The organism is Aminobacter sp. DSM 101952 (assembly GCF_001424795.1).
GTDB lineage: Bacteria > Pseudomonadota > Alphaproteobacteria > Rhizobiales > Rhizobiaceae > Aminobacter > Aminobacter aganoensis.
The window spans coordinates 240,553-264,162 of record NZ_LMCL01000030.1; the positions used below are offsets into that span (position 1 = coordinate 240,553).

The following is a 23,610-nucleotide window of genomic DNA, read 5'->3' on the forward strand; positions in this document are numbered from 1 at the left end:
AGCGCTCATATGGCGGGTGGACAGGGCCTGATGGCCGGCAAGCGCGGCCTTATTCTCGGCGTCGCCAACAACAGATCGATCGCCTGGGGCATTGCCAAGGCGTGCGCCGACCAGGGCGCCGAGCTGGCCTTCACCTATCAGGGCGATGCCCTGAAGAAGCGTGTCGAGCCGCTGGCCGCCGAAATCGGCGCCTTCGTCTGCGGCCATTGCGATGTCACCGACATGGCGACCATCGACGCCTGCTTCGAGACGTTGGAGAAGAAGTGGGGCAAGCTCGACTTCGTCGTCCACGCCATCGGCTTCTCCGACAAGGATGAACTGACCGGCCGCTACGTCGACACCAGCCACGTCAACTTCCTGCGCACCATGGACATCTCGGTCTACTCCTTCACGGCTGTCGCCCAGCGCGCCGAGAAGCTGATGACCGATGGCGGCTCGCTGTTGACCATGACCTACTACGGCGCCGAGAAGGTGATGCCGAACTACAACGTCATGGGCGTCGCCAAGGCCGCGCTCGAGGCGAGCGTGAAGTATCTCGCCGTCGACCTCGGCCCGAAGAAGATCCGTGTCAACGCGATCTCCGCCGGCCCGATCAAGACGCTTGCCGCTTCCGGCATCGACGACTTCCGCTACATCCTGAAGTGGAACGAGTACAATGCCCCGCTGCGCCGCACCGTCTCCATCGAGGAAGTCGGCGATTCCGGGCTGTACTTCCTGTCGGACCTGTCGCGCGGCGTCACCGGCGAGGTGCATCACGTCGATTCCGGCTATCATGTCGTCGGCATGAAGGCGGTCGATGCGCCCGACATCGCGACCGTCAAGGACTGACATACAGTACCAGCCTGACATGACCCCGCTCACCTATTTCGTGCGCCACGGCCAGACGCCCTGGAATGCCGAGCAGCGCCTGCAGGGGCAGGCGGACACCGACATCAATGCGATCGGCCGCGAACAGGCCGACGGCAACGGCCGTCGCCTGGCCGAGTTCGTCGGCGATCCCGAGGCTTTCGATTTCGTGGCGAGCCCGATGCGGCGAACCCGCGAGACGATGGAGCGCGTGCGCAAGGCAATGGGGCTCGATCCCTCGGCCTATCGCACCGACAGCCGCCTGGTCGAAGTGAACTTCGGCGACTGGCAGGGCTTTACCTTTCCCGAGCTCGAAATCCGCCAGCCCGGCGCCAGCACAGCGCGCCTGCACGACAAGTGGGACTTCGTGCCGCCCGGCAAAGATGCTGAGAGCTATGAGATGTTGACGGCCCGTATCCGTCCGTGGCTGGAGGAGGTCGTGCAGCCGACCGTGTGCGTCACCCATGGCGGCGTCATCCGCGCCATCTTCCGCCTTGTCGAAGATCTGCCCAAAAACAGAGCCGCGGCCCTGGAGGTTCCCCAGGACCGCGTGCTGAAACTCGAAGGCGGCCGGCTGGACTGGATCTAGCAGCAGCGATTTCGGTGCCTACTGCGGCAGTTCCATGTCGGTGATCAGGTTCTCGCCCTCGACCACATCGTAGGCCAGAAGGATTTCCATGCCGGGCTTGATGTTGTCGACGTCGAATTCGCCCGGAAGCTTGTATGACTTGCCGTTGTCGAGCGTGATGACCGACTTGTCCTTGTCGACCGACTTGACCTGACCTTCGGCCTCTGCGGCCAGCGCGGCGCCGGAGATCATCAGAACGGCGGTAACGGCGCCAATAAGGGTACGCATTATCGTCCTCTTTCTTTCACGTTCATTCACGCCTCTCCCCCGAAAGGCGACGATTTACGGGCGGTCGGAGGGAAGCAGAAACCAACCGAATGTGTCAAAACTAAATCGCCCACGATCACGGTTTGACCACCGCTAAAAAGACGATCGCACCCCGCACGTCGTTGCGGAGGCGCAAGGACGCGCCATCCCCGCGGTTGGCGCACGGTCCTTTCCGAAAAGGAATTTTACTTTTCGGGGCCATGCGCTAGAAGGCCCCATACCCCGGCAAGCCGCCGGAAAGGGCCTGTCCATGTCGCACAATACCTTTGGCCATCTGTTCCGCGTCACCACCTGGGGCGAGAGCCATGGGCCCGCACTTGGCTGCGTCGTCGACGGCTGCCCGCCCGGCATTCGTTTCACGCTGAAGGACATCCAGGACGAGCTCGACAAGCGCAAGCCGGGCCAGTCGCGTTTCGTTACCCAGCGCCGCGAGCCCGACGAGGTCAAGGTGCTGTCGGGCGTGATCCTGGACGAAGATGGCGAGACGCTGATTTCCACCGGCACGCCGATCTCGATGATGATCGAGAATGTCGACCAGCGTTCCAAGGATTATGGCGAGATTGCCCGGCAATATCGCCCGGGCCATGCCGATTACACCTACGACGTCAAATACGGCCTGCGCGACCATCGCGGCGGCGGACGCTCTTCGGCGCGCGAAACGGCCGCCCGCGTCGCTGCCGGTGCCATCGCCCGCAAGATCGTGCCGGGTCTCGTGGTGCGCGGCGCGCTGGTGTCGATGGGCACCAGGTCGATCGACCGGGCCAACTGGGACTGGGATTTCATCGGCAGCGCCGAGAACCCGTTCTTCACGCCCGATGCCTCTTCGGTCCAGCCTTTCGCCGACTATCTCGACGGCATCCGCAAGTCGGGCTCGTCGGTCGGCGCGGTGATCGAGGTCGTCGCCGAGGGCGTGCCTGCGGGGCTCGGTGCGCCGATCTACGGCAAGCTCGACCAGGACATCGCCTCGAACCTGATGTCGATCAACGCCGTCAAGGGCGTCGAGATCGGCAACGGCTTCGAAGCCGCGCGCATCACCGGCGAGGAGAATGCCGACGAGATGCGCATGGGCAATGACGGCCAGCCCATATTCCTGTCCAACCACGCCGGCGGTATACTGGGCGGCATCTCGACGGGGCAGGCGGTGATCGCGCGCTTCGCGGTCAAGCCGACCTCGTCGATCCTGACGCCGCGCAAGTCGATCGACAAGGATGGCAAGGAGGTCGACGTGATGACCAAGGGCAGGCACGACCCCTGCGTCGGCATCCGTGCCGTGCCCATCGGCGAGGCGATGGTCGCCTGCGCCATTGCCGACCACTATCTGCGCCATCGAGGACAGACGGGAAGATGAGCGAATAGCGAATAGTGAGTAGCGAATGGTGCCGTTTGCCTCTATTCGCTACTCACCATTCCCCATTCGCCGGAACGAGCGAAGTGAGCAACCATGCCATACGACCAGAAGAAGATTGTCGAAGCGCTGAGAGCCTTCGAGCGCGGTGAGATCGTGGTCGTCATGGACGACGACGGGCGCGAGAACGAGGGCGACCTGATCGTCGCCGCCGTCCATTGCACGGCCGAGAAGATGGCCTTCATCGTGCGCCACACCTCCGGCATCGTCTGTGCGCCGATGCTCAAGGAAGACGCCCGCCGGCTCAACCTCGCACCGATGGTCGCCGACAACGATTCCGCCCACACGACGGCCTTCACCGTCAGCGTCGATTTCAAGCACGGCACCTCGACCGGCATCTCGGCCGAGGACCGCACCCTGACCGTGCGCAACCTCGCCAACGGCAATGTCGGCGGCGCCGACTTCGTCCGGCCGGGCCACATCTTCCCGCTGATCGCGCGCGAGGGCGGGGTGCTGATGCGCTCGGGCCATACCGAGGCGGCTGTCGACCTGTGCAAGCTTGCCGGCCTGCCGCCGGTCGGCGTGATTTCCGAACTGATGAACGATGACGGTACCGTCATGCGCGGTCCGCAGGTCCAGGCCTTCGCCGAGAAGAACGCGCTGAAGCAGGTTTCCGTCGCCGACCTGATCGCCTATCGCCAGCGCCAGGAGACGCTGATCGAGCGCGTCGACACCTTCGACATCGAGACCCCCGCCGGCACCGCGAAGGCCATCACCTACACGCTGCCGTGGGACGTCATGCACCATCTCGCCATCGTCTTCGGCGACATCCGCGACGGCGAGGAAGTGCCGGTGCGCCTGCACACCGAGGACGTGGTGACCGACGTGTTCGGCACCAGCAACCGCCTTGGCGACATCATGAAGACCTTCGGCGAATGCAAGCGCGGCGTCATCGTCTACCTGCGCGAAGGATCGGTCGGCGTTTCCAACCTCGGCCGCAACCGGCCTTCGGCCGAGCGCGAGGATCATGAAGAAGCCCGCCATCGTGAAGACGAATGGCGCCAGATCGGCCTCGGCGCCCAGATCCTCAAGGATCTCGGCATCTCGTCGATCAACCTGGTGGCCTCGCGCGAGCGCCATTATGTCGGTCTCGAAGGCTTCGGCATCCGTATCGCCAAGACCGAAATCCGCTGATTTTCACCCCTTCCGGGGGTGATTGACTTCCGCTCGCCGCGGCGCATTCTTTTGACCTCTCTTGGGGGAGAGTCGGGTATGTGGGATTTCAGCATAGGCCAAAGCTTGGCCATCATGGCGCGCACCTGGCCGTTCATCGTGCTGCGCATGGTCGTCTATTTCGGCATCACGCTCGCCTACATCGTGGCGATGGGGGCGGGCGCCGGCGTCGGCTACGGCGTCGGCCACATCGCGACCGACCCCGAAGGCCCGGTCTCGTTCGCCCTGTGGGGCGGCATCGCCGGCTTCGGCGTGGTGTCGGTCGCGGTCTACTGGATCCGCGAATACATCCTCTACATCGTCAAGGCCGGGCACATCGCGGTGATGGTCCATCTCATCGACGGGCGCGACATCCCCGGCGGCCAGAACCAGATCGCCTACGCCCGCGAAGTCGTCAACGAGCGCTTCAGCGAGGCAAGCATCCTGTTCGTGCTCGACCAATTGGTGAAGGGCGTGATCCGCACCATCACCGGCCTGATCGGCGGCATCGCCGCCTTCCTGCCGATCCCGGGCCTCGACGGGGTGGTCAGGTTCGTCAACACCGTGATCCGCATGTCGCTGACCTATGTCGACGAGATCATCCTCGGCTACAACATCCGCATCGGCAGCACCTCGCCATGGCAGAGCGCGCGCCAGGGCGTGGTGCTCTACGCGCAGAACGGTAAGACCATGGTCAAGAACGCCGTCTGGCTGTCGCTGGTCGTCTGGGTCGTGTCGCTGCTGATCTTCCTGTTCATGCTCGCGCCGGCAGGTGCCATCCTCTACTTCATGCCGGGCCAGCTTGGCGGCTGGGCCTTCGTGCTGGCGATCGTCTTTGCCTGGGCGTTCAAGTCGGCGCTGATCGAGCCTTTCGCCGTGGCCTCGCTGATGCAGGTCTATTTCAGGGTCATCGAGGGCCAGGTGCCCAACCCGGAATGGGATCGCAAGCTGGAGGAGACGTCGTCGAAGTTCCGGGAGCTGAAGGAAAAGGCCTTCGGTTCGGGCGAGGCGTCGCGCTGGGACGGCACGCCGAAGAGCACCTGATAGAGACCGGTCCGCGCGCCAAGGCGCGCGGACCGCGCCGCTCCTATTCCGCCGGCTGGGTGATTGCCGGTGCCATGCGCACCGATTGCCGCAGCGGACGCTGTCCGAGGAAGGTGATCACCAGCGCGATGAAGCCCGCCACCAGCGACACCATGAAGCCGCTGTTGGGCCCGAGATTGTCGATCATCCAGCCCGACGCCGACGAGCCCGCGGCCATGCCGATGCTGATGCCCGTAACGGCCCAGGTCATTCCCTCGGTGAGCTTCGTCGACGGCACGATCTTCTCGACCAGCGCCATCGTCAGGATGATGGTCGGCGACACTGCAACGCCTGCGAGGAACAGGACGACGGAAAGCATCGTGACGTTGTCGACGGCCATCAGCGGCAGCGTCGTCAGGGCGGCAAGCGCGATCGCGATCAGGAGCTGCCGGGCGAGCGGCATCTTGAGCTTCATGGCGCCGAAGACGAGGCCGGAGATGAGCGAGCCGGCGGCATAGGCGGACAGCGCAAAGCCTGCGGACGCCTTGTTGCCCTGGGCCTCGGCGAAGGCCACGGCTGTGACTTCGGCGGTGCCGAAGATGGCGCCGATGGCGATCAGGGTCAGCACCAGGATCTGGACCGGGCCGAGCCAGATCACGGATTTGCCGTCGCTGCGGTCCTGCGCATGCACGGGCGGCTCGGTCGAGCGCTGCGCGGCAAACAGCAGGCTGCCCAGGGCCAGCAAAACGGTCGCAACGAGAGGGCCTGCCTCCGGGAAGAAGCCGACGCTGAGGCCGATGGCGACGATCGGGCCGGCCATGAAGATCACCTCGTCCACGATCGATTCGAAGGCGAAGGCGGTGTGCAACTGGGGTGTGTCACGGTAGATCTCGGTCCAGCGCGCGCGCACCATCGCGCCCATGATCGGCGTGACGCCTGCGGCAATGGCGAAGGCAAAGAGCACCCAGTTGGGCGCGCCGTAGCGCGTCGCGAGCATCAGTCCCGACAGTGCTGCCACAGCCAGGGCAGCACTCGGCAGCAGGATGCGGACCTGGCCGTAGCGATCGATCAGCCTGGCGACCTGCGGCGCAATGACCGCGCTCGACAGGGCGAAGGCGGCGGCCACGGCGCCGGCCAGCCAGTATTCGCCGTGGGTTTCCGACAGCATGGTCACGATGCCGAGCGTGACCATGGACATGGGCAGGCGCGCGACGAAGCCGGCGGCGGAGAACGCCTTGGCCCCCGGTGCCTTGAAGATTTCAGAGTATGGATTGCGCATTGATGTCACCGGGGCGGAGATAACTGAGATTTCAAAGCCAGTCGAGCCGCCTGATATGGCGACTCGTTGGTGCAGCCGGAAGGGCATGCCTGAGAAAATGTTGGCTCATTCCGCTGCTTGTGGAGCAGCACGCGGCAACTCTACTTCGTGCTCGTCCGCGAGTGCTTTCTGACCCAGCAGGACGACTGCGAACGAGATCGTGCCGGCGGCCACGGAAACCCAGAAGCCGTTCTGCGCGCCGAAATTGTCGACGACCCAGCCGGCCACGAAGGCGCCCAGAGCCATGCCGATGCCAATGCCCGTCATCACCCAGGTGATGCCTTCGGTCAGCATGGCCTCGGGCACCCGCCGTTCGATCAGGCCGAAGGCCATGATGAAGGTGGGCGAGATCGCAATGCCGCTGGCGAAGATGGCGAGCGCGAGCAGGGGAACCGTGTCGGCGACCAGCAAGGGCAGTGTCGTCAGCGCGACGACGGCGATCGCCATGGCGAGCAGGCGTTGCTTCGGTGCCTTGAGGTTCAGGGCGCCGACGATAAGTCCGACGACGAGGGAACCGGCGGCGTAGACGCCGATGACGAGGCTGGCGGCGGTGGGTTGGCCGAGTTCCTTGGTGATCGCCACGGCGCTGATCTCGGCGGTGGCGAAGATCGAACCGACGAAGATGAGCGCCAGCGTGATGATCTGGACAGGGCGCAGCATGATCGCCGAGCCGCCGCTCGCAAGTTCGGGCGCCCTGACCCTGGGTTCGCTGGAGCGTTGCAGGATGAAGGCTGCCATGCCGAAGGCCAGCAGCAGCGTGCTGACCACCATGCCGGCTTCCGGGAACAGGGCGACGCTCAGGCCGACGGAAATCGAAGCGCCGGCGATATAGACCATTTCGTCGGCGACCGATTCAAAGGCGAAGGCGGTGTTGAGCTCGGGTCGGTCGCGGAAGATCTCGGTCCAACGGGCCCGCACCATGGCCGGCACGCTTGGCATGGCCGCGGCGAGGAAGGCCGAGACGAACAGCGTCCAGCTTGGCCAGTCGTAGCGCGTCGCAAGGAGCAAGGTGGCGAAGGCGAGGACCGAGATGACCGTGGCGGGCACGGCCACGGCAGTCTGGCCGCGCCGGTCGATCAGGCGCGAGATCTGGGGGGCGGCAAAGGCATTGGCCAAGGCGAAGGTGGCGGAGACCGCGCCTGCCAGCCAATACTCGCCGTGCGTCTGCGACAGCATCGCGACGATGCCGATGGGCGCCATGGCGATCGGCAGGCGGGCGAAGAAGGCAGCCGCCGCGAAGCCCTTGGCCCCCGGGACACTGAAGATTTCACCATACGGATTGTGCATTGGAGCACTCCTGGAAATGCGAGGATGCGCCACTTACATACGCGGCGTATGTGAACGAAATAATTGCATACGCCGCGTATGTCAATTAATATACGTCGCGTATGCGAATAAATATACGCAACGTATGTGAGAGGCCGGCATGGAAGTGGCGATGAAGACTGCGCACAAGCCGCGAAGCGAGATGGTTGCCGAAACGCGTGCCAAGCTGACGGCGGCCGCACGCCGGGCCTTTGCCACGGTGGGCTACGCCAACGCATCGATGGATGATTTCACCGCCGATGCCGGGCTCACCCGCGGCGCGCTCTATCACCACTTCGGCGACAAGAAGGGTCTGTTCGAGGCCGTCGTGGCCCAGATCGACCGGGAGATGTCGGTGCGTCTCAACGTCATCTCGGCCAAGGCCACGACGCGCTGGCAGGGTTTCGTCGACGAAAACATCGCTTACGTCGAAATGGCGCTGGAGCCGGAAATCCAGCGCATCATGCTGCGCGACGGTCCCGGAGTCCTCGGCGATCCGGCGCAATGGCCCAACGCCAACGCCTGTATCATGTCGATAACCAGCAACCTCGCCGCGCTGAAGGAAGAGGGGGTCATCCGCGATATCGACCCGGAGGCCATGGCGCGGCTGATCAGTGGCGCTTCGCTTTATGCGGCGCAGTGGATCGCCAACTCCGATGACCCTGGCGCGACGTCGAAAAAGGCGGTGAAGGCGTTTCGCGCGCTGATGGAGGGACTGCTGGTGGACAACAAGTGCCCCGGCTGATGCCTGCATCTCGGTCCACGTGCGCCCCTGCGTCGGCACCGGGATTGCGTCGCGGTGTCAGGGTGCGTTGAAGCCCGCCCATTTTTCCCCAGGCTTCGTCGGCAATCGCGTGGTCTGGCCGGCCATAGCTGATAAGGTGGGGCGATGACCACGCGGCTCTACACCCATCCGATCTATCTCGAACACCTGACGCCCGCCGGCCACCCCGAGCGGCCCGACCGGCTGCGCGCCATCCAGCGCGTGCTCGACGACGAACCGTTCGAAAGGCTCGACCGCGTCGAAGCGCCCGAAGGTGGAGAGCAGACGATTCTCTACGTCCATCCCGAGCCTTTCGTCGAGGGCATCCGCCGGCAGGTGCCGGAAGAGGGGATGGAGCGGATCGATGGCGACACCGTGCTGAGCCCCAAGAGCTGGCAGGCGGCGCTGACGGCGATCGGTGCCGCCAACGCGGCGGTCGACGACGTCTTCTCCAAGAAGGCCGACAACGTCTTCGTCGCTTCGCGCCCGCCTGGGCACCATGCCGAGAAGACCACGGCGATGGGCTTCTGCCTGTTCAACAACGCGGCCATTGCCGCGCGCTACGCCCAGAAGAAGCATGGCGCCGAGCGCGTCGCCATCGTCGACTGGGACGTGCACCACGGCAACGGCACCCAGGACATCTTCTGGGACGACCCGAGCGTTCTCTACTGCTCGACCCACCAGATGCCGCTGTTTCCGGGCACCGGCGCCAAGGGCGAGACCGGCGTCGGCAACATCGTCAACGCGCCGCTGTCGCCCGACACCGGCAGCGACCATTTCCGCGACGCCATCCGCTCGCGCGTGCTGCCGGCGCTCGACAATTTCGCGCCTGACCTGATCATCATCTCGGCCGGGTTCGACGCGCATCATCGCGACCCGCTGGCCGAGATCAACCTGACCGAAGCCGATTTCGACTGGGCGACGGGCCAACTGATGGACCGCGCCGCGCGGCATTCGTCGAACCGCCTCGTCAGCCTGCTCGAGGGCGGCTATGACCTTCAAGGGCTGGCCTTCTCCGTCGCCGCCCACGTGACCCGCCTCATGAAAGGATGAACCATGGCCGCTGAGCCCAATGACGAAATCAAGGCGATGAGCTTCGAGCAGGCGCTGGCCGCCCTGGAGAAGATCGTCGATGACCTCGAGCGTGGCGATGTGCCGCTCGACCAGTCGATCAAGATCTACGAACGCGGCGAGGCGCTGAAGGCGCATTGCGACCGTCTGCTCAAGGCGGCCGAGGACAAGGTCGAGAAGATCCGCCTGTCGCGCGACGGCAAGCCGGTCGGCACCGAGCCGCTCGACGCGGAGTGATCGGCGGCCGAATGGCTTGACCTTGCGGCACGTTGCGCCCAGTTATGGGGAACCCACACGGTTGATAGAACCCGGGAGCAGGCGATGTGCCGCAACATCAAGACATTGTTCAATTTCGAGCCGCCGGCGACGCATGACGAGATCCGCGACGCCGCCCTGCAGTTTGTCCGCAAGCTGAGCGGTTCGACCAAGCCGTCGAAGAAGAACGAGGAGGCTTTCACGCGGGCGGTCGACAGGATCGCGGAAGCTGCGCACGACATGCTGCATGAGATGGAAACCCACCAGCATCCGCGCAACCGCGAGGAAGAGGCCGCCAAGGCAAAGGCACGTTCGGCGCTGAGATTTGCCTGACACCAGTGGTGACAGCAGCGCTCCCGTAACTCTAGGATACCGTCATGAGCTTCTTCCCAGCCGCCGATCCGACCCCGGGTGACGCCTTTTCCTGCGACCAGATCGAACTGATGGTCGTGCCCAATGCCAAGGACATCGATGGCTTCGAGGTCCGTCGCGCGCTGCCGACTGCCAAGCGCAGGCTGGTCGGGCCGTTCATCTTCTTCGACCGCATGGGCCCCGCGATCCTGCGCGCCGGCCACGCCCTGGATGTGCGGCCGCATCCGCATATCGGGCTTGCGACCGTGACCTACCTGTTCGACGGCAAGATCAGGCACCGGGATTCGCTCGGCACCGAAATGGTGATCGCGCCGGGTGACGTGAACCTGATGACCGCCGGCCGCGGCATCGTCCATTCCGAGCGCACGCCCGAGGAGCTGCGCGGCGCGCCGATGTCGGTGTCGGGCCTGCAGACATGGCTGGCGCTGCCCGACGGCAAGGAGGAGGTGGCGCCGCTGTTCGAGAACACCGTCAGCGCCGACCTGCCGGAATTTGCCGCCGACGGTGTCAGCGGACGGCTCATCATCGGCGATTTCAAGGGCCTGCGCTCGCCGGTCCGGGCCGCCTCCGATACGCTTTACGCCGACATCTCGCTTGCGCCGGGCGCCAGGATCAAGATTCCGGCCGATGCCGAGGAACGCGCCATCTACACGCTGGGCGGCGAGATCGACATCCTGGGCGACCGCTTCCCGATCGAGCGCCTGCTGGTGTTCAAGCCGGGCGACGAGATCGTCATTTCGTCCGAGACCGGCGCGCATTTCATGCTCTTCGGCGGCGCCTCGCTCGGTTCCAAGCGCTACATCTGGTGGAACTTCGTTTCGTCGTCGAAGGAGCGCATCGAGCAGGCCAAGAACGAATGGAAGACCGGCCGCTTCGATATCGTTCCCGGTGATGAAGAAGAATTCATCCCGCTGCCCGAGGGGTAGGATCGCCTTGGAAGCACGATCCTGGCCCGGCCGCGTCACCGCCGCGCATTTACTTTCCGGGTCGGCGGTCGTATCTGCCGTGGGTTAATGGATGTTAGTGCTGTTTGATGAACGCAAAACCTGAAACTCCCCTTCTCGACAAGGTCCGGCTACCGGCCGAACTGCGCGCGCTCGACGAGACCCAGCTGCCGCAGCTGGCCAGCGAACTCCGGGCCGAGCTGGTCGACGCCGTGTCCCAGACGGGCGGGCATCTCGGCGCCGGCCTCGGCGTGGTCGAGCTCACGGTCGCGCTGCACTACGTCTTCGACACGCCCGACGACCGCATCATCTGGGACGTCGGCCACCAGGCCTACCCGCACAAGATCCTGACCGGCCGCCGCGACCGCATCCGCACGTTGCGGCAGGAGAACGGGCTTTCCGGCTTCACCAAGCGTGCCGAGAGCGAATACGATCCTTTCGGCGCCGCGCACTCCTCGACCTCGATCTCGGCCGGCCTCGGCATGGCCGTGGCGCGCGATCTCAACGGCGGCAGGAACAACGTCATCGCCGTCATCGGCGACGGAGCGATGTCGGCGGGCATGGCCTATGAGGCGATGAACAATGCCGGTGCGCTCGACGCCCGGCTGATCGTCATCCTCAATGACAACGACATGTCGATCGCCCCGCCTGCAGGCGCGATGAGCGCCTATCTGGCGCGCCTCGCCTCGGGCCGCACCTATGCCGGCGTGCGCGAGCTCGGCAAGAAGCTGACCTCCTATCTCGGCCGCCGCGTCGACCGCGCCATCACCCGCGCCGTCGAGCATGCGCGCGGCTTCGTCACCGGCGGAACGCTGTTCGAGGAGATGGGCTTCTTCCACATCGGCCCGATCGACGGACACAATCTCGAGCACCTGATCCCGGTGCTGAAGAATGTCCGCGACAACGGAACCGGCCCCGTGCTGATCCACGTCGTGACCCAGAAGGGCAAGGGCTACGCCCCGGCGGAAGCCGCCGCCGACAAGTATCACGGCGTCAACAAGTTCGACGTCATCACCGGCGCCCAGGCCAAGGCGCCGGCGAATGCGCCGAGCTACACCAAGGTGTTTGCCGAGAGCCTGGTCCAGGAGGCCAGCGAGGACGACAGGATCGTCGCCGTCACCGCCGCCATGCCGTCGGGCACCGGCCTCGACCTGTTCGGCGAGGCGTTTCCCTCGCGCACCTTCGATGTCGGCATCGCCGAGCAGCATGCGGTGACCTTCGCCGCCGGTCTCGCCACCGAAGGCATGCGGCCGTTCGTGGCTATTTATTCGACATTCCTGCAGCGCGCCTACGACCAGGTCGTCCACGACGTCGCCATCCAGAAACTGCCGGTTCGTTTCCCCATCGACCGCGCCGGCTTCGTCGGTGCCGACGGCCCGACCCATTGCGGCGCCTTCGACACCGCCTATCTCGCGTCGCTGCCCGATTTCGTCGTCATGGCGGCGGCCGACGAGGCCGAGCTGCGCCACATGGTGCGCACCGCGGCCGAGTTCGACGAAGGTCCGATCTCGTTCCGCTACCCCCGGGGCAACGGCGTCGGCGTCGACATGCCCGAGCGCGGGCAGGTGCTGGAGATCGGCAAGGGCCGGGTCGTCAGGGAGGGCACCAAGGTGGCGCTGCTGTCCTTCGGCACGCGCCTCAAGGATTGCCTGCTCGCGGCGGAAGAGCTGGGCGCTGCCGGCCTGTCGACGACGGTGGCCGATGCGCGCTTCGCCAAGCCGCTCGACGAGGACCTGATCCGCCGCCTGGCGCGCTCGCACGAGGTGCTGGTCATGGTCGAGGAGGGGTCGGTCGGCGGCTTCTCCAGCCAGGTGCTCGATTTCCTCGCCCGCAACGGCCTGCTCGACAACGGCCTCAAGGTGCGTCCGCTGACGCTGCCCGACAGCTTCGTCGACCATGCCAATCCCGACAAGATGTATGTCGATGCGGGCCTCGATTCGGCCGGCATCGTGCGTGCGGTCTTTGCCGCACTCGGCAAGTCGGCCCAAGCGGCGCGCGCCTGATCGGGGCGCTTGCCTTCGGGGCGCGCATTCGCCATTTAAAGCCATGGAAACCTCGAGGCAAGGCCGCGCATCGGCCCGGAAATCGGAATCGATTTCCGGAAAGCACGATGCGCAGGTTCAGGAAGTTGGAGCACCAGTGCGCGTCCAATCGGACGCGCAGCGCTCCGGAGCCAGCCTGCGGCTCGACGAATTGCTCGTCAGCCGCGGTTTTTTTGCCAGCCGCTCGCGCGCCCGCGACGCGGTGGCGCGTGGCGCCGTGACGGTCGACGGCCAGCCGGCGAAGAAGCCCGGACAAACGGTTGCCGCGGGTGTTGCCATCGAGGTCGACGATCCGGCGCAGGCCTATGTTTCCCGCGCCGCGCTGAAGCTGATCGCCGGGCTCGATCATTTCGGCTTCGATCCGGCTGATAGCACGGCACTGGACATCGGCGCCTCGACGGGTGGCTTCACGCAGGTGCTGCTGGAGCGCGGTGCGGCCCATGTCGTGGCAATCGACGTCGGACACGGCCAGATGGACGAGAAGCTGAGGTGGGACCCGCGCGTCACCTGCCTCGAAGGCCTCAATGCGCGTCACCTGGCCGCTGACGACCTCGGCGGAAGGCAGCCGGACTTTCTCGTCTCTGACGTGAGCTTCATTTCGCTGCGTCTGGCGCTGCCCAACGCGCTCGACCTGGCAGCGCCGGGCGCAAGGGGTGTTTTTCTGGTCAAGCCGCAGTTCGAGGCCGGGCGCGATGCGATCGGCAAGGGCGGCCTGCTGAGGAATACCGACGACGGCCCGCGCATTGCCGACGAATTGCGCATGTGGCTCGACGCCATTCCGGGCTGGCGGGCGCTCGGCATCTGCCCGTCGCCGCTCGAAGGCGCCGACGGCAATCGTGAATACCTGCTCGCTGGAGTGAAAGATCGATGACTGCACGGTTCGAGATTGCGCGGCTGGGCGCGCATGGCGACGGCGTTGTCGATACCCATGGCGGCCACATCTTCATTCCCTTCGCGCTGCCTGGCGAGACGGTGACCGCCGCGCGTGAAAAGGATCGCGCGCAATTGCTCGCCGTGATCGAGGCCTCGCCGCAGCGGATCGAGCCCGCCTGCCGCCATTTCACCGAATGCGGCGGCTGCGCCATCCAGCATCTCGAGGACCGGGCCTATCGCGACTGGAAGCGCGGGCTGGTGGCGCATGCGCTGAAGGCGAGGGGCATCGAAACTGCGGTCGGCGAGCTCGTCGCCTGTCCGCCGCACAGCCGCAGGCGCGCCGCCTTTACCGCCCGCAACACCGAGACCGGGATGCATCTCGGCTACAACAAGGCGTTTTCCCACACCCTCGTCGATATCGAGGAGTGCCCGGTGCTGCTGCCGGCCATCGTCGAGGCGGCGGGCACCCTGCGCCACCTCGCCGGCATCATCTCCAACACGTCGAAACCCTTCAGGTTCCTGGTCACCGCGACCGAATCCGGCTTCGACGTGGCCGCCAGCGATTGCGGCAAGCCGACCGAGGCGATCCGCCGCGCCGCTACCGATTTCGTCATCAAGTCGAAGATCGCCAGGCTTTCCATCGACGGCGAGATCATCGTCGAGCCGGTCAAGCCGATGCTGACCTTCGGCACAGCCACGGTGACGCCGCCGACCGGCGGTTTCGTCCAGGCTGTCGGCGAAGCCGAGCAGGCGATGGCCTCGCTCGTTGCCGGCCATCTGCGCAAGGCCAAGAAGGTCGCCGACCTGTACTCCGGCAGCGGCACCTTTTCGCTGCGGCTGGCGGCAAATTCGGAGGTTCACGCCGTCGAGGGCGACGCGCCGGCATTGGCGGCTCTGGATCGTGGTTTCCGCTTCGCGTCGGGCCTGAAGCGCGTGACCGTCGAGCGCCGCGACCTCGATCGCCGGCCGCTGACCTTCAAGGAACTCAACGCCTTCGACGGCGTCGCCTTCGACCCGCCGCGCGCCGGCGCCGAGGACCAGTGCAAGCAGATCGCCCGCTCCGACGTGCCTTATGTGGCAGCGGTGTCATGCAACCCGGCGACGCTGGCGCGGGACCTCCGCATCCTCATCGACGGCGGTTACGCATTGAAGAGCGTGACGCCGATCGACCAGTTCCTCTGGTCGCACCACGTCGAGGCGGTGGCGCTGCTGGAGAAGCCGAAGAAGCGGCGCTGAGCCCGCTCGATGCGAACGCCTAGGCCCGGTAGTAAAGCGTGTCGTCGTTGACCAGATAGGTCGCCGATATGGCATCGCGCCCTTCGAACGGTTGCGACAGGAGCCTGACCGGCATCGGCCATGGCACAGTCTTGCCGCGCTCGACCAGATCTCTCGCGCAGCGCAGCAACATGTCCAACGTGCCGGTCTGGTCGTTGTCGACGTTCACACAGGTCAGGTTGAAGCGCGACCGGGGATAGAGGCCTGCTTCCGATCGTTCGCAGATCGTCCGTGCTATCGACCAGTAGTGGCGATCCCAGCCGTCGCAGGCTTCGAGGGTCTCGTAACCGATATAGGCATCGGCATTGATCAGGAAGAGGGCCAGCGCCGCCGTCGCCCGATCGCAGTCGGGCTGGCTGACGATCCAATGCACGACCTTGAGCGTGTCTTCGTAGTCGTAGTTCAGGTTGGCAACCAGCAGATGCCAGAGATCGGGGTCGCTGTTGTCCGGCAGCCAGTCCAGCAATTCCGACACCTGCTTGAAACGGCGGGGAGGGGCCTCGCCGCGTTCCGCCGCCGCCGGTGCTGCCGCCGATGCCGTGGGCAAGGGCGGCCGCGGCGCCAGCGCCTTTCGAACTCTTTCCTGCAGCCTGTCGCCCTTGAATTGCTCCAGCGTCACGCGTGGCTCCTGGGCCGCCATTCCGCGCACCGATTCGAGAATCTTTCTTTCGATTGCCGACACCTGGCCGCAGGCCGCCTTGAAGGCCGGTTCGTCCAGAATGACCGCTGCATGAACCAGTTCCGCGAGGCGCAGTTCCCGGCTCGTCAGGGCAGTCGGATCGACCGGCTCGTCATTGCCACGCACCTGCTGGATCGCCCAAGGGATGAGGAAGTCCGCGCGTGCCGCTGCGTCTGCTGCCTGCGGCGATCCTGCGAGCATGGTGGCGCCGCGCCGAAAGGCTTCGGGAAGCGCTGCCAGCGAGGTATTGGTCTTGCGCCGGCGATATGCCCGGTGAACCAACATCGCCGTGCTAACAGCAACGACAGCATACCAGAATTCGATCGGCAAGCTGTCAAGCATTCGGCAAGCTCCGGCGGCTGTGATGCCGCCGTTGCTATCATTCAATCATTGAATACTCGTTTAGCCTGGCAAGGCGCCTGACTAGACGCGCGTGCCGCCGACCGTCATCTGGTTCATCCTGAGATGCGGCTGGCCGACGCCGACCGGCACGCCCTGTCCGGCCTTGCCGCACATGCCGATGCCGGTGTCGAGCTTCATGTCGTTGCCGACCATGGTGACGCGGTGCATCGCGTCCGGGCCGTTGCCGATCAGCATCGCGCCCTTGATCGGCTGGGTCACCTTGCCGTCCTCGATCATGTAGGCCTCGGTGCAGCCGAACACGAACTTGCCCGAGGTGATGTCGACCTGGCCGCCGCCGAAGGAGACGGCGTAGATGCCGTTCTTGACCGAGGCGATGATCTCTTCCGGGGTCATGTCGCCCGAGGTCATGTAAGTGTTGGTCATGCGCGGCATCGGCTGGTGCGCGTAGGATTCGCGGCGGCCGTTGCCGGTCGCCTTCATGCCCATCAGGCGGGCGTTCTGGCGGTCCTGCATGTAGCCGACCAGCTTGCCGTCCTCGATCAGCACGTTGCGGCCGCTCGGCGTGCCCTCGTCGTCGACGGTGATCGAGCCGCGGCGCTCAGCGATGGTGCCGTCGTCGACGACGGTCACGCCCTTGGCAGCGACCTGCTGGCCCATCAGGCCGGCGAAGGCCGAGGTCTTCTTGCGGTTGAAGTCGCCTTCGAGACCGTGGCCGACGGCCTCGTGCAGCATGACGCCGGGCCAGCCGGACGACAGCACGATGTCGAAGGTGCCGGCAGGGGCGGGGATCGCCTCGAGATTGACCAGCGCCTGGCGCAGGGCTTCCGAGGCGGCGGTCTGCCAGCTGTCCTCGGTCAGGAACTCGTCGAAGCTCTTGCGTCCGCCAGCACCATAAGAACCGCTTTCCTGGCGGTCGCCGTCGCCGACGACCACGGCAACGTTCATGCGCACCAGCGGACGGATATCACGTACCACCTGGCCGTCGCCGCGCAGGATCTCGACATGCTGCCACGACGAGGCAAGCGACGCCGTGACCTGGCGGACGCGCGGATCCTTGTCGCGCAGCCAGGCGTCAATTTCCTGCAAGAGCTTGGCCTTGGCCTCGAACGAGGGGGAGGAGATCGGGTTTTCCTCGCCGTAGAGATGGCGGTTGGTGCGTGCAGGGGCGGCGGCGAGCGTGCCGGAATAGCCGCCCTTGACCGCGGAGACGGCGTCGGAGGCACGCAGCAGGGCCGCTTCGGACAGCTCGCTGGAATGGGCATAGCCGGTGGCCTCGCCGGCGACCGCGCGCAGGCCAAAACCCTGGTCGGTGTTGAAGCTGGCCGTCTTCAGCCGGCCATTGTCGAACATCAGCGCCTCGCCCTCGCGGTATTCGAGGAACAGCTCGCCATCGTCGGCGCCCTCGATCGTATCGGCGACGAGCTTGCGCACGCGGTCTTCGGTGATGTCGAACTGGCTGACGAGGTTCATGGCAGGGATCCCGGAGAGGTTTGAACCTGATGTAGGGCGGCTTGGCCGTCATCGCAATCGTTAGCCTGATGCGGAGTGGCGAGGGACGCCATGCCTCGTATCCAGACCTACAAGCTAGAGATGTATAAATTGAGAAATACAATCAGTAAGAGTATTCTGGCCGCTGCGCTCAATCAGATCGCGCCAAATGGGGGAGCAAATGGAAGAGTACGTCTTTATTCCCGATCAGCGCTCCAGCGGCGAGGATGTGGTGGTCGCGCTGGAGAAGGTGGTGGCCATTGATACGGAACTGGATTTTCTGGCGGCTCCGGCCGGAGGCATAGGTTTCGCACTGCCGGTAACCGTCAGGCCCATGCCCGTGGCCGATGAACTGACGACACGTGGCTTGGAGGTTCTGGAAGTCGTTCCGCAAAGCGGCGTCACGCTGGTCAGGACATCGATCGTGGGACCGGCGCCGGCCGCCGTGGGTGGAACCTTCCATCCCGTGGTGAACTACACGATGGCCGTGGCGGATGTTCGTGTCGGTCGTCTTCGCCTGACCGGAAGCCTCGGTCCGTCCGGGGCCGAGTTCTTCAGCATCGCTCTCCAGTCGGCCGGTAACGGCAATCCCGTCAGCAATGCGGTTGCGACATTGGGGCTGAAGAACGGCGGCCAGCAGCTGACGGCCGTTTCGGACAGCGCCGGCATCGTGAGATTCGGCCTGAGGGCACCGGCGGTGATGGACGCGATGCTTGCCGTCGAGCCTGGCTTTGCCGGACATTGGGGACATTTTCGGCGAAAGGCGGACCTGCCGTCGGGCAGCGTCATCGTGCTGGATCCAATCGATCTGACGAGCGCAGCCGACAGCCTCCGGCATTTTCTTCCGCCCGGACCTGCAGGCAGCGGCAAAGGCGTGGTAGTCGGGGTCGTGGACAGCGGTGTCGATCGACATGTGGACCTGCCCAACGTGGATGGCGACGAAGATTCGTCGATCGGCCACGGCACGCATGTCGCAGGCATCATCGCCGGCAATGGCGCGAACGGGTACGGCGGCGTTGCGCCGGGCGCGCGCATTCGCAGCTACCGGGTGTTCGATGACCCGGACACAGGTATCGCCAGGAATTTCGAGATCCACCGGGCGATCGAGCAGGCCGTTGCGGACGGATGCCATGTCATCAACCTCAGCCTGAAGTTCGAGCGGGACGCCAATCCGAGCCAGGACGATCGCGTGCTGTCGCTGGCAATCGAGAATGCGGCGGAGCAGGGCGTTCTCGTCGTTGCCGCGGCCGGCAACGACTTCCGGCGCTTCGTGGCGTTTCCGGCACGGCACCGGGATGCCATTGCCGTTTCGGCGCTTGGCTGGGAGCCCGGCATGCCCGCCAATGCATATGACCGCTGGACGTTGTCGAGCGACCGCGGAGACCCCGATCGCGACGATTTCTTCGCCAGCTTTTCCAACGAGGGGCATGCGCCGACGAGGATAGACCTGATCGGGCCGGGGGCAGGCGTGGTTTCCACCGTGCCGGGCGACCGATATGCGCCGATGAGCGGTACGTCGATGGCATGTCCGGCAATGACGGGTGCGATTGCGCGGATGTTGTCGGCCAACCCCGCCATCCTTGCGATGCCGGGCAACAGGGCTCGCCACCAGGCCATGAGGCAACTGGCCTTCGCCAGCCTTCGCAAGCATGGGTTTGGCGCAGTCCGCGAGGGCGGCGGCATGATCATCTGACGGCTGCCCGCCCGGTTGCGCTTGCGAAGCGGCGCCCTATATCCTCGGGCGACGATCCGAGGCCGATCGTGACGCTGGAGTGCTCGCGCGTGGAAAAGCTGGTTCTGATCATTGGCAAGGCTGCGAAGGACGCAGCCCAGGTGGCAAGCGAGATCGACAGCCTGCCCGGCATCTCGGTGACGTCGCGCTCGCGGTCGATGATCGATGTCGAGGTGTCCGAACCTGCGGCGACCGAGGCTTTGCGCAGCTATGCCAGCCAGCATGGCCTCGAAGTCGAAACAATGCCCGAGGCCCAGCTGATGGAGCCGATCTCGCCGTTCAAGCCACGTTGAGGCGCTGGCGCGGCAGCGCCGTGCCGCTCCGCATCAGGGCAGCGCGGCGAAGCCTTCGCCAAAGCCGTTGAGGTCGACCGGAATGCCGATGCCTTCCTCGGGCGTCTGGAAGACGATGAAGGTGGCGGCCTTGCCGGTCTTCAGCGTGTCGAGCAGCGGCTTGTCGAGGATCACTTCCGCATAGCAGCCGTCCTGGAAGCAGCGCACGAAATAGGCGCGGCCGATGTCCTTCTGGTCGACATTGAGGCCAAGGCCGTTGGGCAGGAGCACGCCGAGCGGCGCGAGCACGCGCAGGATCTCGGCCTTGTTGTCGGCGGTGCGCAGGATGACCACCGAAAGCCCCATCTCGGGGCGGTCCTCGGCGATGACGTTCTGCATCATCACGCATTGTTCGTTGGTGGCGCCCGCAGGCGTGTCGCAGATGATCGACCACGCGCCATGGGTGGACTTGACCGTGCCGCTCTGCTGCGCGCCGGCCTGCATGGGGGCCAGGCAGACAGCGGCAACCAACACCTTGGCCAAGGTTTTCAAAAGCCCAGACTTCATGACGGCTCCATTGCGAATCACGACAATTTAGGTCGTGCCGGCAGCTAGTAAATAACAAGAGGGCGCCTTCGCCATCCCGCAATCATAGGTTTTCCAGACATTCGAGTTCAATTTTGCTCGAATTGCGACGACTTTTGAGCGCGTGCCAGCACCCTGCGGGCGGCTGGCCCACCCTGATGCGTCCATCAACTAGCGCCAAACGGGCCCAAGCGCCAGCCTTGCCGCCTGCGCGCAAAAATGCCGCATGAGTTCCGCCTCTGCTTCCTTGCGGTTACAAAGAGAGTATGGTTTGAACCTCCGAACGTCTCTGGGATTCCCGTCCCGGAGCGGCACGATGTCCTTGCGGCCAAGACCGCATGGAAATGGGAGATACAGAGGGTGATGAGAAAAATCCTTGCTAGCGCCGTCGCGGCGACTGCTTCCTTTGCCAGCGCCGTGGCCTATGCGGCGCAGCCGGTAGAGTGGCAGACCACATTCCAGCCGGCCGCGACCGGCATCATGGAGCAGATCACCTGGTTCGAGCGCTACACGCTGTGGTTCATCGTTCCGATCACGCTCTTCGTCCTGATCCTGCTGGCCTATTGCATCATCAGGTTCCGGGCGAGCGCCAATCCAGTGCCGTCGCGCACCAGCCACAACACGCTGATCGAGGTCGTCTGGACCGTCGGTCCGGTTGTCATCCTGCTGTTCCTGGCCATCCCGTCCTTCCAGCTTCTGACCGCGCAGTATTCGCCCGTCGAGGAGCCGAAGCTGACGATCAAGGCGACGGGCAACCAGTGGAACTGGGATTACGAATACCAGACGGAAGAGCCGCTTTCGTTCAACGCGGCGATGCTCGCCGAGGGTGACCGCGCGGCTGCCGGCAAGGAAGACAAGGGTGCCTATCCGCGCCTTCTCGCCGTCGACAACGAAGTTGTCGTTCCAATTGGTCAGGTCGTTCGCGTGCTGGTCACCGCATCGGACGTGATTCACGCCTTCGCCATGCCGGCCTTCGGCATCAAGGTCGACGCCGTCCCGGGTCGCATCAACGAGACCTGGTTCAAGGCTGACAAGGAAGGCCTGTATTACGGCCAGTGCTCCGAGCTTTGCGGCAAGGACCACGCCTACATGCCGATCGCAATCCGCGTCGTCAGCGACGCACAGTATACGACGTGGCTGGCTGCCGCGAGGACCGACCTGCCGGGTGCCAACAAGGCGCTGATGGCTGAGACGGACGGTGCGGCCAAGGTCGCGGCCGCCGGCAACTGAGCCGCGGCGAAATAGGATCAGGGAACGGAGCGGAACATGGCAGGCGCTGCAGCTCACGACCATCACGACCACAAGCCGAAGGGCTGGGTCCGGTGGGTGTACTCGACCAACCACAAAGATATCGGAACGCTCTACCTGATCTTCGCGATCATGGCAGGCTGCGTCGGCGGCTTCCTGTCCGTCATGATGCGCTGGGAACTGGCTGAGCCGGGTATCCAGATTTTCCACGGCCTGGCCTCGATGGTCTACGGCGTCGAAGGCGACGCTGCGATCGATGCCGGCAAGAGCATGTTCAACGCCTTCACCACGGCCCATGGCCTGGTCATGATCTTCTTCATGGTCATGCCGGCGCTGATCGGTGGCTTCGCCAACTGGATGGTCCCGATCATGATCGGCGCGCCTGACATGGCGTTCCCGCGCATGAACAACATCTCGTTCTGGCTGCTTCCGCCGGCCTTCATCCTGCTCGTCATCTCGGCCTTCATGCCGAGCGCGCCGGGTGCCCACGGCGTGGGTGGCGGCTGGACGATCTATCCGCCGCTCTCGACCTCGGGCCAGCCCGGGCCTGCGATGGATCTCGCGATCCTGTCGCTGCACATTGCCGGCGCCTCGTCGATCCTTGGTGCGATCAACTTCATCACCACGATCTTCAACATGCGCGCTCCGGGCATGACGCTGCACAAGATGCCGCTGTTTGCCTGGTCGGTGCTGATCACCGCCTTCCTGCTGCTGCTGTCGCTGCCGGTTCTGGCTGGTGGCATCACCATGCTCTTGACCGACCGCAATTTCGGCACGGCCTTCTTCGCACCCGAAGGCGGCGGCGACCCGATCCTGTTCCAGCACCTGTTCTGGTTCTTCGGTCACCCCGAGGTGTACATCCTGATCCTGCCGGGCTTCGGCATCGTCAGCCACATCGTCTCGACCTTCTCGCGCAAGCCGATCTTCGGTTACCTCGGCATGGCCTATGCCATGGTCGCCATCGGTGCCGTCGGCTTCGTCGTGTGGGCTCACCACATGTACACCACCGGCATCTCGCTCGACACGCAGCGCTACTTCGTCTTCGCGACGATGGTCATCGCGGTGCCGACGGGCGTGAAGATCTTCTCGTGGATCGCCACCATGTGGGGCGGTTCCATCTCGATGAAGACGCCGATGCTGTGGGCGATCGGCTTCATCTTCCTGTTCACCGTCGGTGGCGTCACAGGCGTGCAGCTGGCCAACGCCGGCCTGGACCGTTCGCTCCACGACACCTACTACGTCGTCGCGCACTTCCACTACGTGCTGTCGCTGGGTGCCGTGTTCGCGATCTTCGCGGCCTGGTACTACTGGTTCCCGAAGATGACAGGCTACATGTACTCGTCGGCCATCGCCAACACGCACTTCTGGGTGACGTTCATTGGCGTGAACCTGGTGTTCTTCCCGCAGCACTTCCTCGGTCTCGCAGGCATGCCGCGCCGCTACATCGACTATCCCGATGCGTATGCCGGCTGGAATGCGGTTTCGTCCTACGGCTCCTACATCTCCGCCGTCGGCGTGCTGATCTTCCTGTTCGGCGTCTTCGAAGCCTTCTCCAAGAAGCGCGTCGCCGGTGCCAGCCCGTGGGGCGAGGGTGCGACCACCCTCGAATGGCAGCTGCCTTCGCCACCGCCCTTCCACCAGTGGGAACAGCTGCCGAAGATCAAGTAAGGCACTGACTGACCTACGAAGCCGCCGGCAAGGCCG

At 64.9% G+C, this 23,610-nt stretch carries 23 protein-coding genes; 17 read left to right on the plus strand and 6 right to left on the minus strand.

The genetic code is table 11. From position 1 onward, the window contains the following. Positions 1 to 9: 9 nt before the first annotated feature. Positions 10 to 828 (plus strand): enoyl-ACP reductase FabI, encoded by an 819-nt coding sequence (gene fabI, locus ASC75_RS17645; protein WP_055978283.1) that lies wholly within the window; start codon positions 10 to 12, stop codon positions 826 to 828. Between the two features lie 19 nt (positions 829 to 847). Next, positions 848 to 1,435, plus strand: a complete 588-nt coding sequence (locus ASC75_RS17650; protein WP_055978284.1) for a histidine phosphatase family protein — start codon at positions 848 to 850, stop codon at positions 1,433 to 1,435. An 18-nt stretch (positions 1,436 to 1,453) separates the two neighbouring features. On the opposite strand, the gene ASC75_RS17655 is transcribed toward ASC75_RS17650, so the two are convergent. Continuing rightward, complete coding sequence (locus ASC75_RS17655) at positions 1,454 to 1,702, minus strand: DUF1344 domain-containing protein (protein ID WP_055978286.1); 249 nt, start codon at positions 1,700 to 1,702, stop codon at positions 1,454 to 1,456. Between the two features lie 289 nt (positions 1,703 to 1,991). Here ASC75_RS17655 and aroC point away from each other — a divergent pair, with 289 nt between their 5' ends. The 3 genes from aroC to ASC75_RS17670 all read left to right on the plus strand — a co-directional run bounded on the left by aroC (position 1,992) and on the right by ASC75_RS17670 (position 5,342). Beyond that, on the plus strand, positions 1,992 to 3,089 hold the full coding sequence (aroC, locus tag ASC75_RS17660) for a chorismate synthase (RefSeq protein ID WP_055978288.1): 1,098 nt from the start codon (positions 1,992 to 1,994) through the stop codon (positions 3,087 to 3,089). Between the two features lie 93 nt (positions 3,090 to 3,182). Then, positions 3,183 to 4,280, plus strand: a complete 1,098-nt coding sequence (ribB, locus tag ASC75_RS17665) for a 3,4-dihydroxy-2-butanone-4-phosphate synthase (RefSeq protein WP_055978290.1) — start codon at positions 3,183 to 3,185, stop codon at positions 4,278 to 4,280. Between the two features lie 78 nt (positions 4,281 to 4,358). After that, a complete protein-coding gene (locus ASC75_RS17670; RefSeq protein WP_055978291.1) occupies positions 4,359 to 5,342 on the plus strand; it encodes a hypothetical protein in 984 nt (327 codons plus the stop codon). A gap of 43 nt (positions 5,343 to 5,385) precedes the next feature. Here ASC75_RS17670 and ASC75_RS17675 read toward each other — a convergent pair whose 3' ends face one another. Both ASC75_RS17675 and ASC75_RS17680 read right to left on the minus strand, forming a co-directional pair. Beyond that, positions 5,386 to 6,600, minus strand: coding sequence for an MFS transporter (locus ASC75_RS17675; protein WP_055978292.1), 1,215 nt, complete (start codon positions 6,598 to 6,600; stop codon positions 5,386 to 5,388). A gap of 105 nt (positions 6,601 to 6,705) precedes the next feature. Then, positions 6,706 to 7,926, minus strand: coding sequence for an MFS transporter (locus tag ASC75_RS17680; protein WP_055978293.1), 1,221 nt, complete (start codon positions 7,924 to 7,926; stop codon positions 6,706 to 6,708). Positions 7,927 to 8,077: 151 nt separating this feature from the next. Here ASC75_RS17680 and ASC75_RS17685 point away from each other — a divergent pair, with 151 nt between their 5' ends. The 8 genes from ASC75_RS17685 (at position 8,078) to ASC75_RS17720 (ending at position 15,500) form a co-directional block, all read left to right on the plus strand. Then, positions 8,078 to 8,689, plus strand: a complete 612-nt coding sequence (locus ASC75_RS17685; protein WP_055978448.1) for a TetR/AcrR family transcriptional regulator — start codon at positions 8,078 to 8,080, stop codon at positions 8,687 to 8,689. 144 nt (positions 8,690 to 8,833) lie between these two features. After that, positions 8,834 to 9,760, plus strand: coding sequence for a histone deacetylase family protein (locus ASC75_RS17690; RefSeq protein WP_055978294.1), 927 nt, complete (start codon positions 8,834 to 8,836; stop codon positions 9,758 to 9,760). Between the two features lie 3 nt (positions 9,761 to 9,763). Beyond that, on the plus strand, positions 9,764 to 10,015 hold the full coding sequence (locus ASC75_RS17695) for an exodeoxyribonuclease VII small subunit (protein ID WP_055978295.1): 252 nt from the start codon (positions 9,764 to 9,766) through the stop codon (positions 10,013 to 10,015). Between the two features lie 84 nt (positions 10,016 to 10,099). Beyond that, positions 10,100 to 10,366 carry a DUF2277 domain-containing protein gene (locus ASC75_RS17700; RefSeq protein WP_055978296.1) on the plus strand — a complete coding sequence of 89 codons (267 nt, stop codon included), beginning with the start codon at positions 10,100 to 10,102 and terminating at the stop codon, positions 10,364 to 10,366. Between the two features lie 44 nt (positions 10,367 to 10,410). After that, complete coding sequence (locus ASC75_RS17705; RefSeq protein ID WP_055978297.1) at positions 10,411 to 11,331, plus strand: pirin family protein; 921 nt, start codon at positions 10,411 to 10,413, stop codon at positions 11,329 to 11,331. A gap of 107 nt (positions 11,332 to 11,438) precedes the next feature. Beyond that, positions 11,439 to 13,352: a 1-deoxy-D-xylulose-5-phosphate synthase gene (dxs, locus tag ASC75_RS17710; RefSeq protein ID WP_055978298.1), complete on the plus strand. Its 1,914-nt coding sequence runs from the start codon at positions 11,439 to 11,441 to the stop codon at positions 13,350 to 13,352. 175 nt (positions 13,353 to 13,527) lie between these two features. Further along, positions 13,528 to 14,262, plus strand: coding sequence for a TlyA family RNA methyltransferase (locus tag ASC75_RS17715; protein ID WP_055978449.1), 735 nt, complete (start codon positions 13,528 to 13,530; stop codon positions 14,260 to 14,262). Next, complete coding sequence (locus tag ASC75_RS17720) at positions 14,259 to 15,500, plus strand: class I SAM-dependent RNA methyltransferase (RefSeq protein WP_055978299.1); 1,242 nt, start codon at positions 14,259 to 14,261, stop codon at positions 15,498 to 15,500. The genes ASC75_RS17715 and ASC75_RS17720 overlap by 4 nt, the downstream gene beginning before the upstream one ends. A gap of 19 nt (positions 15,501 to 15,519) precedes the next feature. Here the strand turns inward: ASC75_RS17720 and ASC75_RS17725 are convergent, their stop codons facing one another. Together ASC75_RS17725 and tldD are read right to left on the minus strand one after the other, a co-directional pair. After that, a complete protein-coding gene (locus ASC75_RS17725; RefSeq protein ID WP_055978300.1) occupies positions 15,520 to 16,560 on the minus strand; it encodes a DUF4274 domain-containing protein in 1,041 nt (346 codons plus the stop codon). Positions 16,561 to 16,641: 81 nt separating this feature from the next. Continuing rightward, positions 16,642 to 18,051: a metalloprotease TldD gene (tldD, locus tag ASC75_RS17730; RefSeq protein WP_055978301.1), complete on the minus strand. Its 1,410-nt coding sequence runs from the start codon at positions 18,049 to 18,051 to the stop codon at positions 16,642 to 16,644. A gap of 199 nt (positions 18,052 to 18,250) precedes the next feature. Here tldD and ASC75_RS17735 point away from each other — a divergent pair, with 199 nt between their 5' ends. Next, positions 18,251 to 19,762 (plus strand): S8 family serine peptidase, encoded by a 1,512-nt coding sequence (locus ASC75_RS17735; RefSeq protein ID WP_055978302.1) that lies wholly within the window; start codon positions 18,251 to 18,253, stop codon positions 19,760 to 19,762. 89 nt (positions 19,763 to 19,851) lie between these two features. After that, positions 19,852 to 20,094 carry a hypothetical protein gene (locus tag ASC75_RS17740; RefSeq protein WP_156381306.1) on the plus strand — a complete coding sequence of 81 codons (243 nt, stop codon included), beginning with the start codon at positions 19,852 to 19,854 and terminating at the stop codon, positions 20,092 to 20,094. A gap of 33 nt (positions 20,095 to 20,127) precedes the next feature. Here the strand turns inward: ASC75_RS17740 and ASC75_RS17745 are convergent, their stop codons facing one another. Next, positions 20,128 to 20,640, minus strand: a complete 513-nt coding sequence (locus ASC75_RS17745) for an invasion associated locus B family protein (protein ID WP_055978304.1) — start codon at positions 20,638 to 20,640, stop codon at positions 20,128 to 20,130. A 381-nt stretch (positions 20,641 to 21,021) separates the two neighbouring features. On the opposite strand from ASC75_RS17745, the gene coxB reads away from it, so the two are divergent. Continuing rightward, positions 21,022 to 21,888, plus strand: a complete 867-nt coding sequence (coxB, locus tag ASC75_RS17750; RefSeq protein WP_055978305.1) for a cytochrome c oxidase subunit II — start codon at positions 21,022 to 21,024, stop codon at positions 21,886 to 21,888. Positions 21,889 to 21,924: 36 nt separating this feature from the next. Beyond that, a complete protein-coding gene (ctaD, locus tag ASC75_RS17755; protein WP_055978306.1) occupies positions 21,925 to 23,574 on the plus strand; it encodes a cytochrome c oxidase subunit I in 1,650 nt (549 codons plus the stop codon). Positions 23,575 to 23,610: the final 36 nt, after the last annotated feature.